Annotated in this window: 14 protein-coding genes and 2 riboswitches; of the genes, 9 read left to right on the plus strand and 5 right to left on the minus strand. The window is 71.7% G+C overall.

Annotation, left to right across the window (positions count from 1 at the left end; translation table 11 throughout):
- Positions 1-120 precede the first annotated feature (120 nt).
- The gene (locus ABTU82_RS02750) at positions 121-1845 is read right to left on the minus strand and encodes an ABC transporter substrate-binding protein (protein ID WP_407171587.1); all 1725 of its coding nucleotides are present in this window, start codon (positions 1843-1845) and stop codon (positions 121-123) included.
- Positions 1846-1915: 70 nt separating this feature from the next.
- Between ABTU82_RS02750 and ABTU82_RS02755 the strand changes: the two genes are divergently transcribed.
- The gene (locus ABTU82_RS02755) at positions 1916-2719 is read left to right on the plus strand and encodes a CPBP family intramembrane glutamic endopeptidase (RefSeq protein ID WP_116646213.1); all 804 of its coding nucleotides are present in this window, start codon (positions 1916-1918) and stop codon (positions 2717-2719) included.
- Between the two features lie 195 nt (positions 2720-2914).
- The gene (locus tag ABTU82_RS02760) at positions 2915-3937 is read left to right on the plus strand and encodes a type IV toxin-antitoxin system AbiEi family antitoxin domain-containing protein (RefSeq protein ID WP_407171591.1); all 1023 of its coding nucleotides are present in this window, start codon (positions 2915-2917) and stop codon (positions 3935-3937) included.
- Between the two features lie 29 nt (positions 3938-3966).
- Here ABTU82_RS02760 and gcvP read toward each other — a convergent pair whose 3' ends face one another.
- The 4 genes from gcvP to ABTU82_RS02780 form a co-directional block, all read right to left on the minus strand.
- On the minus strand, positions 3967-6786 hold the full coding sequence (gene gcvP, locus ABTU82_RS02765) for an aminomethyl-transferring glycine dehydrogenase (RefSeq protein ID WP_407173281.1): 2820 nt from the start codon (positions 6784-6786) through the stop codon (positions 3967-3969).
- A 53-nt stretch (positions 6787-6839) separates the two neighbouring features.
- A complete protein-coding gene (gcvH, locus tag ABTU82_RS02770; RefSeq protein WP_116646210.1) occupies positions 6840-7223 on the minus strand; it encodes a glycine cleavage system protein GcvH in 384 nt (127 codons plus the stop codon).
- Positions 7220-8392: an aminomethyl transferase family protein gene (locus ABTU82_RS02775; protein WP_407171595.1), complete on the minus strand. Its 1173-nt coding sequence runs from the start codon at positions 8390-8392 to the stop codon at positions 7220-7222. Before ABTU82_RS02775 ends, gcvH begins: the two co-directional genes overlap by 4 nt.
- Before the next feature lie 41 nt (positions 8393-8433).
- A riboswitch (glycine riboswitch) is annotated at positions 8434-8547 on the minus strand.
- Positions 8548-8643: riboswitch (glycine riboswitch) on the minus strand.
- 74 nt (positions 8644-8717) lie between these two features.
- Positions 8718-9890, minus strand: a complete 1173-nt coding sequence (locus tag ABTU82_RS02780; protein ID WP_116646209.1) for a MarP family serine protease — start codon at positions 9888-9890, stop codon at positions 8718-8720.
- 100 nt (positions 9891-9990) lie between these two features.
- Here ABTU82_RS02780 and ABTU82_RS02785 point away from each other — a divergent pair, with 100 nt between their 5' ends.
- The 7 genes from ABTU82_RS02785 (at position 9991) to ABTU82_RS02815 (ending at position 17590) form a co-directional block, all read left to right on the plus strand.
- Positions 9991-10707: an NUDIX hydrolase gene (locus ABTU82_RS02785; RefSeq protein ID WP_407171599.1), complete on the plus strand. Its 717-nt coding sequence runs from the start codon at positions 9991-9993 to the stop codon at positions 10705-10707.
- Between the two features lie 11 nt (positions 10708-10718).
- Positions 10719-12047: a quinolinate synthase NadA gene (gene nadA, locus ABTU82_RS02790; RefSeq protein ID WP_407171600.1), complete on the plus strand. Its 1329-nt coding sequence runs from the start codon at positions 10719-10721 to the stop codon at positions 12045-12047.
- Positions 12044-13651, plus strand: a complete 1608-nt coding sequence (nadB, locus tag ABTU82_RS02795; RefSeq protein WP_407171601.1) for an L-aspartate oxidase — start codon at positions 12044-12046, stop codon at positions 13649-13651. The genes nadA and nadB overlap by 4 nt, the downstream gene beginning before the upstream one ends.
- The gene (nadC, locus tag ABTU82_RS02800) at positions 13648-14505 is read left to right on the plus strand and encodes a carboxylating nicotinate-nucleotide diphosphorylase (protein WP_116646207.1); all 858 of its coding nucleotides are present in this window, start codon (positions 13648-13650) and stop codon (positions 14503-14505) included. Before nadB ends, nadC begins: the two co-directional genes overlap by 4 nt.
- A 3-nt stretch (positions 14506-14508) precedes the next feature.
- Positions 14509-15648, plus strand: a complete 1140-nt coding sequence (locus tag ABTU82_RS02805) for a cysteine desulfurase family protein (protein ID WP_407171606.1) — start codon at positions 14509-14511, stop codon at positions 15646-15648.
- The gene (locus ABTU82_RS02810) at positions 15645-16547 is read left to right on the plus strand and encodes a glycosyltransferase family 2 protein (protein ID WP_407171609.1); all 903 of its coding nucleotides are present in this window, start codon (positions 15645-15647) and stop codon (positions 16545-16547) included. Before ABTU82_RS02805 ends, ABTU82_RS02810 begins: the two co-directional genes overlap by 4 nt.
- A 155-nt stretch (positions 16548-16702) precedes the next feature.
- Positions 16703-17590 (plus strand): DUF559 domain-containing protein, encoded by an 888-nt coding sequence (locus tag ABTU82_RS02815; protein WP_407171612.1) that lies wholly within the window; start codon positions 16703-16705, stop codon positions 17588-17590.
- The last annotated feature ends 38 nt before the right edge of the window (positions 17591-17628 follow it).

Below are 17628 nucleotides of genomic sequence, written 5' to 3' on the forward strand. Positions count from 1 at the left end.
AGATAGGGAAACGATAAGTAAACGATCAGCCTTGGTCAAAACTATCGGCGCAAACGTTACATACCCTTAACTCGCGGCGCGTCTGATGTAGCAATCTGACAAAAACGACCCGCCTTCAGGTCATTTGACAGGCTGCCACGTCCAGAACTGGCTCGGAGCGGCCCACAGCGAGCTCGTGTACGAGACCCCGCTCACCTTCGCGGAGTGAGCGACGACCCCCGACGCTTCGACGAGCGGCATCCCGTACAGATCATCGAACAGCGCACGGTCCACGTCCTGCCCGACCTCGATGACCTGCTCGGGATCAGTGCTCCGACGCATCTCCAGCAGAGCCCGAACGGCGTCCACTCCCCCGGCACCTTCCGTCACGCGCTGGCGGGCCGTCTCGTAGAGCGAACCGCTCACGTCGGCCGAGACGAGCTCCGCGTCGGCCTGGTCGTCGTCGCCGGCGGGGCGGACGTCGATGCCCGCAGCCTCGGCCATGCGCGCGATCTCTGCGAAAAGATCGGCGGCGACCGTGTCGGTCGGCTCGTAACGGATGCGCACCTGCGGCTCCTCCCCGTCGAGCAGGGAGGTCGCCCGGTCGACGTCGGGCCCGTCGCCGGGCGAACCGTTGTCGGCGATCACGTCGCGGTACGCCGACCCCGACGCGGCAGAGGAGATGAACGAGCGCAGGGGCGCCGCATCCGCATTCACCCCACCGACCGACTCCTCCACGAGGTGCTTCCTGTCGAGGGACAACATCAGCGCCTCGCGGGTCGTGTCGTCCATGCGTTCGGCCTCGTCGACGAAGATGAGGCTGAGGGTGCGCGGGCGCGCCCCGGTCAGCACCTCGGCGCCGGCCGACTCGAGGCGTCCGATCGTCGCCTCCGAGACGGCCCCCAGGTTGGCCACGTCGACCTCGCCCGCCTGGACCGCGTCGAGCTGCGATTGCTCATCGGGGAAGAAGCGCACCGTGAGGCGATCGATGGCCGGATAGTTGGCGCCCTCGTAGACGGGATTGCGGACGAGTTCGAGGCGGTCGCTCTGCAGCGACTCCACCATGTACGGACCGTTCGAGACCGCGCCGGACAGATCGGGCGCGGCGGGGTCGACGTCGAACCCGGTCGACCACGCGCGTCCGGCTGCGAGAAGAGTCGCGTTCGGCTCGGCGGGCGCCTCGGGGTCGCCCTTCGGCGCCTCGCGGATGACTCGCAGGATGTCACCGGCGGAGACGCCCGCCTTCTGGGCGACGACGTGGAGCGGGCGGTCGAGCAGCCACTGGCGGTTCCAGTCGGCGAACGGGTCGTCGTAGGTGACCGTCATGATGCGCTTGCGCGTGTCGATCTCGGCGCGCTCGGTGCCGCTGTTCAGCGATTCGGTCTTCGCCGTGTCGAAGTAGCGCGTGCCGCTGACGACGTTGCCCTGCTCGTCGTAGGCGGCGTCGTCGAACCATCCGGTGTTGACCGCCCAGCCGAACAGCAGGTCCTCCATGGTCACGAGGGTGCCGTCCGACCACTTGCGCCCCTCGTGGAGCGAATAGACCACGGTCAGCGGGTCGTCGGAGATCTTCTCGACCTCGCCGAACCCCGTGTTGCCGGTGACCTGGAGGTCGTCTCCGATGTAGGCGAACGACTCGTGGAGATACTGCGAGACGGCGAGGTTCGCGTGGGTCGCACCCTGCGACGTCTCGGGGTTGAAGCTGGTGAACTGGCCGACGACGCCGACCGTCGCCGTCGTGGGCGGTGGGGTCGGCTCCGGTTCGGTCGGCGGCGCCGCGGCGGTGCAGCCGCTCAGCAGCGCCACCACGGCGACGGCGGCGACCGCTGCCCGCACGATGTTCTTCGGCTTTCGTCCCGAACCCATAAAGCTTGTCGACCTCCTGCGTGAAAAACCTTGAGAATCGTCGCACATCGCCCTGTGGCACCCTGGGAGGATGCCCACGGATGCCCCGCCCTCGGGACCCACCCCGATCACCCCGGCGGCGCGGACGCGCTGGATCTGGGAGGTCTCGCTCGTCCTGGCGATCAGCGTCGGGCAGTCGGCGCTGTACTCGGTGCTCTCGCTGATCCGTGCATCGCTGCGGACGACTCCGATCGGGCAGCAGCAGACGCAGCTGAACCCGGCGCAGGACGCCGAGGCTCTCTGGGACGCGTTCTACCGCCTGCTCTCCGTCGGCTTCGCCCTGGCGACGGTCGCGCTGGTCATCTACCTGCTGTGGGAGCCCGGCACGAACGCGCTGCGGCGCATCGGGCTCGACTTCACGCGCTTCGGCGGCGACCTCGGCCGCGGCGTCGCGCTGGCGGCCATCATCGGCATCCCCGGCCTCGGGCTCTATGCACTGGCCCGCGTGACCGGCTTCAACGTCGCCGTGGTGGCGTCGCCGATCGACTCCGCCTGGTGGGCGGTGCCTCTGCTCGTCCTCTCGGCCATGCGTGCCGGCCTGACCGAAGAGGTCATCTTCATCGCGTACCTCTTCGACCGGCTGCGTCGCATCGGCTGGTCGTGGTGGACGATCATTCTCTCCACCGCCGCGCTCCGCGGCGCCTACCACGCGTACCAGGGCCTCGGAGCGGTGCTCGGCAACGTCGTCATGGGCGTCGTCTTCGGCTGGTGCTACAAGCGCTGGGGGCGCGTCATGCCCCTCGTCATCGCCCACACCCTGCTCGACGTCGTCGCCTTCGTGGGGTACCCCCTGGCGGCGTCCCTCTGGCCCGGCGTCTTCGCCCCCGCATCCTGACCCCGAGACTTCATCCCCTATACGAGACAGCTACCCTCACGCGCAGTCTCGTATACGGGATGAAGTCTCGGGGTCGGCGGGCGGGCGGGCGGCGGGCGGGCGCCCGCGCCTGCACAGGGCACGAAGAGGTGGCGGCGATCCACAGCATTCGGAGATCGCCGCCGACGACCGGGCAGAGAGCGAGAGCCTTCCCTCATGAACGAGCCCGACGTCGCCCGAAGTCCCATCGCCCTCATCCCCACCGCAGAAGTCCGCGACGCGTCACGGGGCGTGCGATCGGGAGAACTGACGCGCGTGTTCCGTGGCGTGTACGCACTCAGCGACGAATGGAACGCCCTCGCTCCGTGGGATCGTTACGCGGCGCGGGTGCACGCGGCCGCTCTACGGCATCCCGACAGCGTGTTCTGTCTCGAATCGGCCAGCGTGCTCCACGGCCTGCCAGTGTTCGGTGATCCCGGCACCGTCCATGTCCTTCGCGACGACTCGTCGACGTCGCGCGTGTCGGGAGGCGTGCTGGTCCACACCACGTCGGAGCACCGTTCGATGGACACCGCAGGTGGGATGCTGCGCACCACCGTCCGCGACACGGTGATCGATCTCGCCCGCTCGCGGCACAACGCCGTGGCTCTTGCCGTCGGCGACGCGGCGCTGCGGCAGGACACCGGGATCGGGACGGCCTCCCTCGTCGGAGAGAACGAATCGCGCGCCTCGTCGCGCGGTCGACTCCGCGCGCGGTGGGTCTTGGACCGCGTGTCGCCATCGGCCGAGTCTCCGCTCGAATCCGTCGACAGAGCCGTGCTCGAATGGCTGGGCTTTCCTCGACCCGAGCTCCAGGTCTGGCTCGGGGACGAAGCATCCGCGGGGGATCGTGTCGATAAGTGGTGGCCCGAGATGCGGATCGTCGGCGAGGGCGACGGCGACCTCAAGTACGACGGTCGATTTGGCGCGCACAACACCGTCATGCGCGAGCGCCATGCCCGCGATGCCCGGCTCTTCGAACGCGGTGCTCGAGCGGTCGTGCACTGGGGGTGGGCGGAGGCGATCGCCGCCACACCCCTGCGTGCCATGCTGCGCTCCGCCGGTCTGCCGCTGATCGGCCCCGAAGACTCGGCCCAGCTGTTCTCTCTCCGACGCGCTCTCCGGTCCTCGACCCAGCCGCGAGACTTCACCCCAGCGACGAGACTGCAGCGCTACGCCGCTGTCTCGTCGCCAGGTTGAAGTCTCGCGGTCAGGAACCCACCCGCGGGTCAGGCGAAGGCCTCGGGCGGCGGGCAGGCGCAGACCAGGTTGCGGTCGCCGTAGGCCTGGTCGATGCGGCGCACCGGCGGCCAGTACTTCGTGCGGATGAGCGACCGCACCGGGTACACCGCCCGTTCGCGGGAGTACGGATGCTGCCACGGGCCCGAGATCGTCGACTCGGCCGTGTGCGGGGCGTTCACGAGCGGGTTGTCGGCGGCGGGCCACTCCCCCTCGGCCACGGCAACCGCCTCGGCCTTGATCGCGATCATGGCCTCGACGAAGCGCTCGAGCTCGGCGAGGTCCTCCGACTCGGTCGGCTCGATCATGAGCGTGCCCGCGACGGGGAACGACATCGTCGGGGCGTGGAAGCCGTAGTCGATCAAGCGCTTGGCGACGTCGTCGACGGTGATGCCGGTCTCCTCGCGGAGGGGCCGCAGATCGAGGATGCACTCGTGCGCGACCAGGCCGTCGGCGCCGGTGTACAGCACCGGGTAGTGCGCGCGGAGCCGCGCGGCGAGGTAGTTCGCCGACAGCACGGCGGCACCGGTGGCCTCCCGCAGCCCGGCGGCGCCCATCATCCGCACGTAGGCCCACGAGATCGGGAGGATCCCGGCGGAACCGTGGGCGGCGGCCGACACCGGTCCGCCGTCGACGCCGTACGACGCGCGGCGCGGGGAGAACGGGTGGGACGGCAGGTAGGGCGCCAGATGGGCCTTGGCCGCCACCGGTCCCACACCGGGCCCGCCGCCGCCGTGCGGGATGGCGAACGTCTTGTGCAGGTTCAGGTGCGACACGTCGCCGCCCAGATCGCCGAACCGCGCGTATCCGAGCAGGGCGTTGAGGTTCGCCCCGTCGACGTACACCTGCCCGCCCGCGTCGTGCACCGCCCGCGTGATCTCGAGCACGTCGTGCTCGTACACCCCGTGGGTCGAGGGATACGTGATCATGAGCGCGGCGAGCTCGGCGGCGTGCAGCGCGATCTTCGCCCGCAGGTCGTCGAGATCGACGTTGCCGGCCTCGTCGCACGCGACGACGACGACCCGCATGCCCGCCAGCACCGCAGACGCGGCGTTCGTGCCGTGCGCCGACGACGGGATGAGGCACACCGTGCGACCCGCGTCTCCGTTGGCCCGGTGGTAGCCGCGGATCGCCAGGAGCCCGGCGAGCTCACCCTGCGACCCGGCGTTGGGCTGCAGCGACACCGCGTCGTACCCGGTCATCTCGGCGAGCCACGTCTCGAGCTGCTCGATCATCGTGAGGTAGCCGTGCACGTCGGCCTCGGGCGCGAAGGGGTGCACGCGCGAGAACTCCGGCCACGACACCGCGGCCATCTCGGTCGCCGCGTTGAGCTTCATCGTGCACGACCCGAGCGGGATCATGCCGCGATCGAGCGCGTAGTCGCGGTCGGCGAGCTGCTTCAGGTAGCGCATCATCGCGGTCTCGCTGCGGTGGCTCGAGAACACCGCGTGCGTCAGGAACTCGTCGATGCGCCGCATCCCGCCGCTCACCCCGCGCAGCGGCAGGGCGTCGTCGAGCGAGAGCCGCTCGGAACGCGGCAGCCCGAAGGCCTCCGCCACGGCCGCGAGATCGCGCGCGGTGGTGGTCTCGTCGACCGAGATGCCGACCGTGGCGTCGTCGACCCACAGCAGCTGGTAGCCCAGCGCGCGGGCACGGTCGATGACGCGCCCCGCCGGACCGGGGGTGGTCACGCGGATCGTGTCGAAGAACGACTCGGATGCTGTCGACAGCCCGAACGCGCGCAGCTCGGCCGAGAGCGCATCGGCCTTGCGTGCCACATCGGTCGCGATCTCCCGGAGTCCGTCGGCACCGTGATACACGGCGTACATCGCGGCCATCACGGCCAGCAGCACCTGCGCGGTGCAGATGTTCGACGTGGCCTTCTCGCGGCGGATGTGCTGCTCGCGGGTCTGCAGCGACAGGCGGTAAGCGGGGTTTCCCGCAGCATCCTGCGACACGCCCACGAGGCGCCCGGGCAGCTGACGCTCGAGACCGCCGCGAACGGCCATGTATCCCGCGTGCGGGCCGCCGAACCCGAGCGGCACGCCGAAGCGCTGCGTGGTGCCCACGGCGACGTCGGCTCCGAGCGAGCCCGGCGAACGCAGCAACGTCAGCGCCAGCAGGTCGGCCGCCACGACGGCGAGTCCGCCGCGCTCCTGCACCGCGCCGATCGCCGCCGTCGGATCCCAGACGCGGCCGGACGCACCCGGGTACTGGATGAACACCCCGAACGCGTCGGGGAGCGCACGGTCGCCCTGACCTCCCGCCGCCTCCCAGACGCGGAAGTCGACCACGACGATCTCCACCCCCACGGCGGCGGCGCGGTGCTCGAGCACGGCCTTCGTCTGAGGAAGCGCGTCGGCGTCGACGAGGAACACGTCGCTCTTCGACCGCGACGCACGACGGGCCAGCAGCATCCCCTCGACGGCCGCGGTGGCCTCGTCGAGCATCGAGGCGTTCGCCGTGGGGAGGCCGGTGAGGTCGCTCACCATCGTTTGAAAGGTGATCAGGGCCTCGAGCCGGCCCTGCGAGATCTCGGGCTGGTAGGGCGTGTACGCGGTGTACCAGGAGGGGTTCTCCAGCACGTTCCGCGTGATGACCGACGGGGTGACGGTGTCGTAGTAGCCGAGGCCGATCATGGGGCGCGCCGGCCGGTTGTCGCCCGCCAGCTCCCGCAGCTCGGCGAGGGTCTCGGCCTCGCTCGCGGCCTCGGGGATCGAGGTGGTCTCGCGAGGTCGCACGTGGATCGACGCCGGGACGGCCGCCCGCACGAGGGCGTCGACCGAGTCGTAGCCGAGCGTGTCGAGCATGCGGCGCTGGGCGGCAGCATCCGTTCCGATGTGCCGGTCGACGAAGGGCGTGGTCACGCCGCGCCCCCGGTGAGGGCGACGTACGCCGCGCGGTCGAGCAGGTCGGCCGATGCCGAGGAGTCGACGCGGATCTTCAGCAGCCACCCATCGCCGAACGGGTCGCTGTTGACGAGCGAGGGGTCATCGACGACGGCGGCGTTGATCTCGACGACCTCGCCCGAGAGCGGCGCGTAGAGCTCGCCGACCGACTTCGTCGACTCGATCTCTCCGCAGACCTCGGCGGCGGAGACGACCGAGCCGACCGCGGGAAGGTCGACGAAGACCACGTCGCCCAGCTTGTCGGCGGCGAAGTCGGTGATGCCGACGGTGGCGACGGCGTCGTCCGACGCGATCCACTCGTGCTCGGCGGTGTAGGAGAGGGCGTCGAGATCGGTCATTTCTTCCTCCGGTAGAACGGCAGAGCGGTCACGGTTGCGGGGATGCGCGTGCCGCGCACATCGATGGCGAGTTCGGTTCCGAGCGCGCTCGACTCGGGCGAGATGAAGGCGAGGGCGATCGGATGCTGCAGGGTCGGGCTCAGCGCACCGCTGGTGATCTCGCCGACCCGGGTGTCTGCGTCGTACACGGCGTAGCCCGCGCGCCCCGCGCGCTTGCCGTCGGACACGAGACCGACGAGCACCGGCCGATCCGCGATGTCGGCGGCGAGCGCACCCTTGCCGATGAAGTCGTCCTTGTCGAGCGCGACCGCGCGCGCGAGCCCCGCCTGGGCGGGCACGACGTCGCGCGTGAGCTCGTGACCATAGAGCGGCATGCCCGCCTCGAGGCGCAGCGTGTCGCGCGCCGCGAGACCGGCGGGCACGAGGCCGAACGCCTCGCCCGCGGCCAGCAGGGCGTCCCACAGGGCGACGGCGACCCGGTTCGGCACGAGGAGCTCGAAGCCGTCCTCCCCGGTGTACCCGGTGCGCGCAACGAAGAGGGAGGCCCCGTCGAAGGTGCCGCCGATCCAGGCGTAGTACCCCAGGTCGCCGAGCGCGGTGCCGGTGATGTCGACACCGGCCGTGGCCTCGACGATCGCGCGCGCCCGCGGCCCCTGGACGGCCAGGAGCGCGGTCTGGTCGCTGACGTCTTCGACGCGGGGCAGCTCGGCTCCGGGCACGCCGGCGAAATCCCCCTCGACGGGTTCGTCGAGGAAGGCGTGCACGCGAGCCCAGGCGGCGAGCGCCGCATCCAGCGCCGCCGCGACGGCGGCTCGGTTGCCGGCGTTGGCGACCACGAGGAAGTACTCCCCGCCCGTGCGGTAGACGATGACGTCGTCGACGATGCCGCCGTCGTCGGCGAGCACGAGCGAGTACTTCGCCGTGCCCACCGGCATGGCCGAGACGCGACCGGCGAGGGCGTAGTCGAGGAAGTCGGCGGCGCGGCCCTCGTGCACCCAGAACTCGGCCATGTGCGAGATGTCGAACAGACCCGCGGCCTCGCGGACGGCTCGGTGCTCGGCGAGGTCGGAGGCGTAGCGCACCGGCATGAGCCATCCACCGAAGTCGGTGAAGGTCGCGCCGAGCGACTCATGGCGCTGGTGAAGCGGGGTGGAGCGGGGTTCTGACATCGAGTTCTCCCGGTCGTCGGGTGCCACCTCTCGGTGGCGGGAACTCCCCCTCTGTCATGGGCCTGAGAGTTTCAGCTCGGCATCGAAGAACGGATGCTGCGCCTTTCACCGTCGGCGGACGCCGAGCATCGCTCGGCATCGCTTTCCAGAGTGGCCCGATCGGCGCGGTACGCGTACCTGAGAGATTGGCGGGGAGGCTTGCTCCTTCGGTGCCCGGCTGGATTGTGCCGAGGCTCTCCCGCAACGATCATGAGGCCGTATGGACTTGTCGCGCTCAGCATAGCGGGAGCTGCTCGCCGTAGCGGGAGGTGCTCGCCGCACCGCCTCAGGCGGTACAGGCTCCGGAGGCGACCGGGGCGTCGAATTCGCCCAGGCGCGCGATCACCGGGTCGAGTTCGACCGGGGTCATGGCGTATCCCACGTCGTCGTCGCTGTCGGAGCGCGCGAAGACGACACCGGCCACCTCGCCCGACGGGGTGAGGAGCGGCCCGCCGGAGTTGCCGGGACGCACGATGGCCGACAGGGCGTAGATGTCACGGGGTGTCGAACTCGCGTCGTAGATGTCGGGGACGCTCGGCGTGCCGACCGAGACGACCTGCGCGTTGCCCGACGTGAACGGACCACCGTGCGGATACCCCTGCACCACGGCGGCCGATCCGACCGGGAGGCTGTCGGAGATCGCGAGGGGCGTCGCATCCAGTCCGTCCACCGCGATGACGGCCAGGTCGTCGACGGGGTCGAAGTAGACGATGCGTCCGTCCTGTGCCGGTCGCCCGGGGAGTTCGACCACGGGCTGCTCGACCCCGGCCACCACGTGGGCGTTCGTCACGATGCGGTCGGGGGCCACGGCGAAGCCGGTGCCGGTGGCCGTGATGCCGCACGCGTAGGCGACACCGGTGATCTTCGCGACCGACTGGGCTGCGGCGGTGAGCGCGGGGTCGTCGAGCGACACCGCGGGGGCGGCGGGCACGAGCGCCGGCTCGAGCAGCTCGCCCAGTCGGGGAAGGCCGTCGCCGAACACCGAACCGCGCAGCTGGGCGAGGGTGGCCCGCACGGGGGCCGGGGTGACGGTGTCGATGGTGCGCAGGACGGTCGATGACGCCAGGGCGCTGGAGATGACGGGGGTTCCGGTGGACACCAGCGCCCCGCCGAGGAACGAGATCGCGAGCGCGGCTCCGACGAGGCTGGCGAGCCCGCCGAGGATCCGTTCCGGCACGCGGAGTTTGATGCGGTCGACGCCTCGTCGCAACGACCGACCGATGGCCGAGCCGACGGCCGCGCCCAGGAGCAGCAGGCCGATGCCGACGGAGATGACCGTCACGAGACGCCACGACGGGTCGGAGACCCACGACCCGGCCAGCGGCATGAGCCAGTAGGCGACGGCCGCGCCGAGTGCGATGCCCGCGAACAGCCCGACGCTGGCGAGCAGGCCGCGGCGCAGTCCGACGATCGCCGACACGACGAGCAGCACGATGAGAACGACATCGACGACGAGCACGGGTACCTCCTCCGGACAGCGTAGGGGTGGTGGCTGAGCGGGTCCTGGTTTGTGCTTCGAGTCGCGCTGACTATAAGATCGTCGCGAGGTAATGGTCACCATGACACAAAGCACGTCTCCCGAAGCCGCCCGCGTCGCCGTCTCCACGGTGATCTTCAGCCTGCGGCGCACCGAAGACTCCGCGCCGGCCGAGCTGATGCTGCCTCTCGTCCGTCGCACGCGCGACCCGTTCGACGGCCTGTGGGCACTGCCCGGCGGATGGCTCGATCCCGCCGAAGAGCTGGAGGACGCCGCATCCCGCACCCTCGGCGAGACCACCGGGCTCTCGGCCAGCTACCTCGAGCAGCTCTACGCGTTCGGCGGCGTCGGCCGCTCGCCCGCCCGTGTCGTCTCGATCGTCTACTGGGCGCTGCTGCGCGCCGACGAGGTCGACGCCCAGGTCGACGCGCACGCGGCCCAGGGTGACGCCCCCGAGAACGTCGAGTGGTTCGACGCCGCCTCGCTCCCCCGCCTCGCCTTCGACCACAACGAGATCGTCGAGTACGCCCTCTGGCGCCTGCGCTCCAAGGTCGGCTACAGCCGTATCGCACACGGGCTGCTGCCGCCGGAGTTCACCCTCGCGGAGCTGCGCGAGGTGTACGAGTCGATCCTCGGCCGCCGACTCGACCCCGCGAACTTCCGGCGCCAGGTCGAAGGCTCCGGCACCCTCTTCCCGACCGAGCGCTTCCGCACCGGAAGCCACCGCCCCGCCCGCCTGTACCGCTACGACCCCGACGTCGAGCTCGCCGAGCGCGGTCCGTTGACCGCACGCCACTGATGGGAGCCCCCATGACCGCGACACCCCTGACCCTCGACCTTCGCCGCGGCGACGGCCCCCCGCTCGACCCGTCGGTCGACCACGAGATCCAGGCGATCGTGGCGGGCGCGTCGCTCAACTCCACCTGCACCACCGACCTCGCCGCGGGTCCGTGGAACTTCGACACCCGCCCCGGATACGGTCCCGGGTCGTCGATGGGCGATGTGATCCCGACGGGGTCGCCTCGGCAGGGCGAGCTGCCGCAGGAGTATCGCGATGCCTCCGACGACGAGCTCGACGCGCGCGTGCGAGCCGCGAAAGCGACCCTCGGCGACCGCGCCGTGGTGCTGGGGCACTTCTACCAGCGCGAGGAGGTCGTTCGCCACGCCGACTATGTGGGCGACTCGTTCCAGCTCGCGAACGCGGCCAAGGCCCACCCCGAGGCCGAGGCCATCGTCTTCTGCGGCGTGCACTTCATGGCCGAGACCGCCGACCTCCTCTCCCGGCCCGAGCAGGCGGTCATCCTCCCCAACCTCGCCGCCGGATGCTCGATGGCCGACATGGCCGACATCGATCAGGTCGAGGAGTGCTGGGAGCAGCTCGAAGACGTCTTCGGCGACCTCGAGGCGGTCGACGCCGACGGGCGCGTACCGGTGATCCCCGTCACCTACATGAACTCCTCGGCCGCGATCAAGGGCTTCGTCGGACGCCACGGCGGCATCGTCTGCACGTCGTCGAACGCGCGCACCGTGCTCGAGTGGGCGTTCGCCCGCGGGCGCCGGGTGCTCTTCTTCCCCGACCAGCACCTCGGCCGCAACACGGCCAAGGCGATGGGCGTGCCGCTCGAGCAGATGCCGATGTGGAACCCCCGCCGCCCCCTCGGCGGCAACGACGACGCGACCCTGCTCGACAGCCGCGTGATCCTGTGGCACGGCTTCTGCTCGGTGCACCGACGCTTCTCCGTCGAGCAGATCGACAAGGCGCGCGCCGAGCACCCGGGAGTCCGCGTGATCGTGCACCCCGAGTGCCCGATGGAGGTGGTGGATGCGGCGGATGAGGCCGGATCCACCGACTACATCCAGAAGGCCATCGCCGCGGCGACCGAGCCGACGACGTTCGCGATCGGCACCGAGGTGAACCTCGTGCAGCGTCTGGCCGCCCAGTACCCGCAGCACGAGATCTTCTGCCTCGACCCCGTCGTCTGCCCGTGCTCGACGATGTACCGCATCCACCCCGGCTACCTCGCCTGGGTGCTCGAGGCGCTGGTCGCAGGCGAGGTGCTCAATCGCATCACCGTTCCCGCGTCGGTGTCCGAACCCGCGACGGTCGCCCTCGAGCGGATGCTGGCGGCCAAGCCGTGAGCGACCTGTCGGCTGCCGCGGCGTCCCCCTCGACGGTGGTCGTGGTCGGTTCGGGCATCGCCGGGCTGACCGCGGCGTTGCACGCGCTCGAGACGGGCTGCCGTGTCACCGTCGTCACCAAGCGAGCGGTGAGCGAGTCGAACACGCGGTACGCCCAGGGCGGCATCGCCGCGGTCTGGACGCCGACCGACAGCGTCGACGACCACGCGCACGACACGCTCGTCGCCGGCGCGGGCCTGAACGACGAGATCGCGGTGCGCACGCTCGTCACCGAGGGCCCCGCTCGTGTCGAAGAACTCATCGCCCGCGGCGTGGCCTTCGACCGCGACCCCGACGGCACGGTGAGCGCCGGGCTCGAGGCCGCGCACTCCGCCCCCCGCGTGCTGCACGCCGGCGGCGACGCCACGGGCGCGGCCATCGAGGCGGCGCTCGTCGCACGGATCCGCGAGAGCGCGGCGACGCTCGTCGAGCACGCGCTCGTCACCGACCTCGCCCTCGATCGCGGTCGTGTCGTGGGTGTCGAGATCCTCCACGACGGCGAGCGCCGCGTGATCGCCGCAGACGCGGTCGTGCTCGCCACCGGCGGCGCAGGGCAGCTGTACGCCCACACCACCAACCCGTCGGTGGCGACCGGTGACGGGATCGCGCTCGCCCTCCGCGCCGGCGCAGCGGTGGCCGACCTCGAGTTCGTGCAGTTCCACCCGACCGTCCTGCCGGGGCGCGCGGGCCTCGCCGGCGACGCCGCCGCGCCGTTCCTCATCTCCGAGGCCGTGCGCGGCGAGGGCGCGGTGCTCCGCGACGCGACGGGACGCCGGTTCGCCTTCGAGGCGCACCCCGACGGCGAGCTGGCCCCGCGCGACGTGGTGGCGCGCGCGATCGACCGCGCGATGGCGGCCCAGCACGACGCACCCGTCGTGCTCGACGCCACCGCGCTCGGGGCGGAGTTCCTCGCGCGGCGCTTCCCGACCATCGACCGCACCGTCCGCGAACGCGGCTACGACTGGTCGCGCGAGCCCATCCCCGTCACTCCCGCCGCGCACTACCTCATGGGCGGCGTCGTCACCGACCTCGACGGCCGCACGACCGTGCCCGGCCTGTACGCGGCGGGCGAAGCCGCGCGCACCGGGGTGCACGGCGCGAACCGACTCGCGTCGAACTCGCTCCTCGAGGCCGCGGTGTTCGGTGCGCGGGTGGGCGACGCGGTCGGCGCCGACGCGGCATCCGGTCGGTGGCCCGTCCCCGCAGCACTCCCCTCGCCTCTCCTCGAGCCGCCCATGACCGCTCGCACCGAACCGTTCTCGCGCGCCGCGCTGCAGCGGCTGATGTGGGCGGATGCTGCGCTCACCCGCACCGCCGAAGGTCTCGGCCGCGCCGCATCCGTGCTGGCCGCCTGGTCTGCCGAACCGCGCACGGCTCGCACCGTCGCCGACCACGAAGACGCGCACCTGCTGCTCGTCGCCGCGCACGTCGTCGACGCCGCTCGCCGTCGCCCCCTGTCGGTCGGAGCCCACCACCGCGCCGACGGCGCGACCCCGGGCACGCCGCGCCCCGCCGCAGCGTCGCACGCTCCCCTGCGGCGCGTTCTCGAAGGGATCAACGCATGATGAACCGCGCCCGGATCGACCGCGTGGTCGCCGCCGCCCTCGACGAGGACGCCCCCTGGGGCGACCTCACCAGCGAGAGCCTCATTCCCGAGACGGCCACGGCACGGGCCGACCTCGTCGCGCGGGAGAGCGGGGTCTTCAGCGGGGGCGAGGTGTTCGCCGCGGCGTTCCGGCTGACCGACGACCGCATCGCCGTCGAGCTGCTCATCGACGATGGGGCGGTCTTCGCGCCCGGCGACGTGCTCGCCCGGGTGACAGGACCCGCCCGCGGCGTGCTGACCGCCGAGCGGATCGGGCTCAACTTCACCCAGCGGATGTCGGGGATCGCGACCCTCACCGCCGCCTACGTCGCCGAGGTCGCCCACACGGGCGCGCGCATCGTCGACACCCGCAAGACGACGCCCGGGCTCCGCGCGTTCGAACGGCACGCGGTGCGCAGCGGCGGCGGTCACAACCACCGCTTCTCGCTGTCCGACGCGGTCATGGCGAAGGACAACCACCTCGCCGTCCTCACGGCGACGGGACTGTCGGTCACCGCCGCACTGCAGGGCGCGATCGCCCGTCTCCCCCACACCACGCACGTGGAGGTCGAGGTCGACCGGCTCGACCAGATCGATGCGGTGCTCGCCGCGGGGATCGGAACGATCATGCTCGACAACTTCTCACTCGACGACCTGCGCGCCGGTGTCGAGCGGGTAGCGGGCCGTGTCACGGTCGAAGCATCCGGCGGAGTGAACCTCGAGACGGTGCGGGCGATCGCAGAGACGGGCGTCGACGTCATCTCGGTGGGGGCCCTCACCCACTCCGCGCGCGCGCTCGACCTCGGACTCGACATCGCCATCGACGCGGGCTGATCCGTGCGGTATCTCGACAACGCCGCGACCACCCCGGTGCGCACCGAGGTTCTCGAGGCGATGATGCCGTTCCTGACCCGCTGGTTCGGCAACCCGTCGAGCCACCACACGGTGGGCGAGGCCGCGGCATCCGCCCTCGACGACGCGCGCTCGCGGGTCGCGGCCGTTCTCGGCATGCGGCGCGGCGATGTCGTCTTCACCTCCGGCGGCACGGAGGCGAACAATCTCGCGCTCAAGGGGATCGCGATCGCGGCGCAGGCGAACCGCGGCGCGGGGCGTGTCGTGACGACGCCGATCGAGCACGAGTCGATCCTGCAGTCGGCCGACTACCTGCGTCGGATCCACCGATTCGAGGTCGACGTGCTGCCCGTCGACGCGACCGGCCTCGTCGACGCGGCAGATCTCGCCGCCGCGATCGGCGATGACACCGCGCTCGTGTCGATCGGGTACGCGAACAACGAGATCGGCGCGATCCAGGATGCTGCGGCCCTCGCCGCCGCAACGCGGGCGCGCGGGGTCCCTCTGCACCTCGACGCCGTGCAGGCGGCCGGCTGGCTGCCCCTGCGAGATCTCGGCGCCGATGCCCTCACGATCGCCGGCCACAAGCTCGGGGCGCCGAAGGGTACGGGCGTGCTCGCCGTGCGCGGGCGCATCCCGCTCGAGCCGCTCATGCACGGCGGCGGCCAGGAGCGCGGCCGCCGGTCGGGCACCGAAGACGTCGCGGGTGCGGTCGCGATCGCCACCGCGCTCGAGCTCGCCGAGGCCGAACGCGAGGAGTCCGCCGCCCGAGTGGGCGCGTTCCGCGACGCGTTCGTCGCCCGGGTGCTCGCGACGGTCCCCCGGGCCGCCCTCACCGGGCATCCCGCGAGGCGCCTTCCCGGCACGGCGAGCTTCGTCTTCCCCGGAACCAGCGGCGAGGCGATCCTGCTCGAGCTCGAGAGGCGCGGGGTCGTCTCCTCCAGCGGGTCGGCGTGCGCGGCCGGCAGCGACGATCCGTCGCACGTGCTGACCGCGCTCGGCCTCGGCGCAGACGTTGCCCGGACGGCGGTGCGGTTCACCTTCCCGCACGACCTGAACGCCCCTCTCGATGACGTCGCCGACGCCCTCGCCGCCTCCGTGGCGGCCGTAGGATCGGCGCCGTGAGCGACCCCGCCATCACGATCGTCGTCCCCGGCTACGACGTGGCCGAGTACGCCGCCGACGCGCTCGACTCTCTGCGCGGCCAGACCCGCGGCGACTGGACGGCCGTGCTCGTCGACGACGGATCGACCGACGGCACCGCGGCGATCTTCCGCGCCGCCGCCGACGCCGACCCCCGCTTCCGCGTCGTCACGCACACGCATCAGCGCGGGCTCGGCGCCGCGCGCAACGCCGGGCTCGACCTCGTCGACACGCCCTTCCTCGGCTTCCTCGACGCCGACGACGTGCTGACACCGGCGGCGCTCGAGACGCTCCTCGACACGCTCGACGCCTCCGGCAGCGACTTCGCCGCGGGCGCGTACGTGCGGCTGCGGCCCGACGACGAAGGACACTACCGCCCCGGGGCCGTTCAGTCGTGGGTGGCGGCGGCGACCGACCCCGCGCGCGCCGGTACGACGCTCGAGGCGCACCCCGCAGCATCCGGCAACATCGTGGCGTGGTCGAAGGTCAGCCGCTCCGACTTCTGGCACCGCACCGGACTGCGCTTCCCGGAGGGACGCCTGTACGAAGACCAGGTCGTCGCACAGCTGATGTACACCCGGGCCCGCGCGTTCGACGTCGTACCCGAGGTCGTCGTCCACTGGCGTCAGCGTGCCGACGGCTCATCGATCACGCAACGCACGGCCCGCCTCGACGTGCTGACCGACTACCTCGAGGCGCTGCGGGCGGGCATCGGGATCCTCGATGCTGCGGGCCACACCGCCGCCGTCGCCGAGCGTGTGCGTCTCGTGCGTGCGATGGATCTGCCCCCGCTGCGCGAGATCGCCCGCAGCCACCCCGACGACGCCTACCGCCAAGCGGTGGAGGATTTCGAGCGCGGCCTCGCCGCCCTCTCGCGCTGAGTTGCCGCAATCCGGGCCCTCCCGCGCGGGGTAAGCCCAGATCGCGGCAACTCGGCGAATCGGGCTCGCCTCCCCAGGTCGTCGGGCGGGCCGGGTCGTCCACAACGGGGGGGCGGATGCGGCGCGGTACGGCGCGTGCGCGGGAGGCTGGCCGCATGCCCGCCGCACCGAGACCGCTGCCGCCGGGGCTCCGCGGCGCCCCCTTCACGGTCGCCGACGCGCGACGGCACGGGGTGTCGCCCGACCGGCTGCGCGCCTCCGACCTCGCCGCTCCCTTCTACGGGGTGCGCACGGGTGTCGGCGAGCCCTCACTGATCGAACGGTGTCGCGCCAGGGCGACCCGCCTTCCGCACTTCGCCGCCTTCAGCCACACGACCGCCGCCGGTCTGCACGGCCTCCCCCTGCCGCCGGAGATGACGCGCCAGTCCGACCTCCACGTCAGCGTTCCCCGCGGAGCACGCGCGCCACGCGGCTCCGGCACGATCGGCCACCAGGTCTCGTGCCGACGTGACGACGCCGACCGGCGCCACGGGGTGCTCTGCACGACGCCGGCCCGCACCTTCTGCGATCTCGCCGCCGTCCTGAGGCTCGGAGAGCTGGTCGCGGTCGGCGACGCCGTGCTGCACCGGCGTCTCGCGACGATCGCCGACCTCGCAGCCGCCGCCGGAGCGTGGCCGGGCCGGCGCGGACGACCCCGTCTCGACGCCGCCCTCGAGCTCCTCGACGGTCGCGCCGAGTCGCCGAAGGAGTCGGAGCTGCGGATCGTCCTCCACGAGGCGGGCTTACTGCTCCCGGAGGTGAATCACGTCGTGCGTGATGGCGCAGGGCGGTTCGTGGCCCGGGTCGACCTCGCCTACCCCGAGCGGAAGATCGCCATCGAGTACGAGGGCGACTACCACCGCGACAGGGACCAGTGGCGCAGAGACATCGCGCGCCGCCGTCGCCTCGAGGCGCTGGGCTGGACCGTGCTGCAGGTTACCCAGCGGGATCTCCAGGACCCCACCGGGTTCCTGTCCGACCTGTCCGCCGCCCTCTCGCGCTGAGTTGCCGCAACTCGGGGTCACCCGGCCGGGTAAGGCCC

Origin of the sequence: Microbacterium deferens (assembly GCF_045517775.1) — a bacterium.
GTDB lineage: Bacteria > Actinomycetota > Actinomycetes > Actinomycetales > Microbacteriaceae > Microbacterium.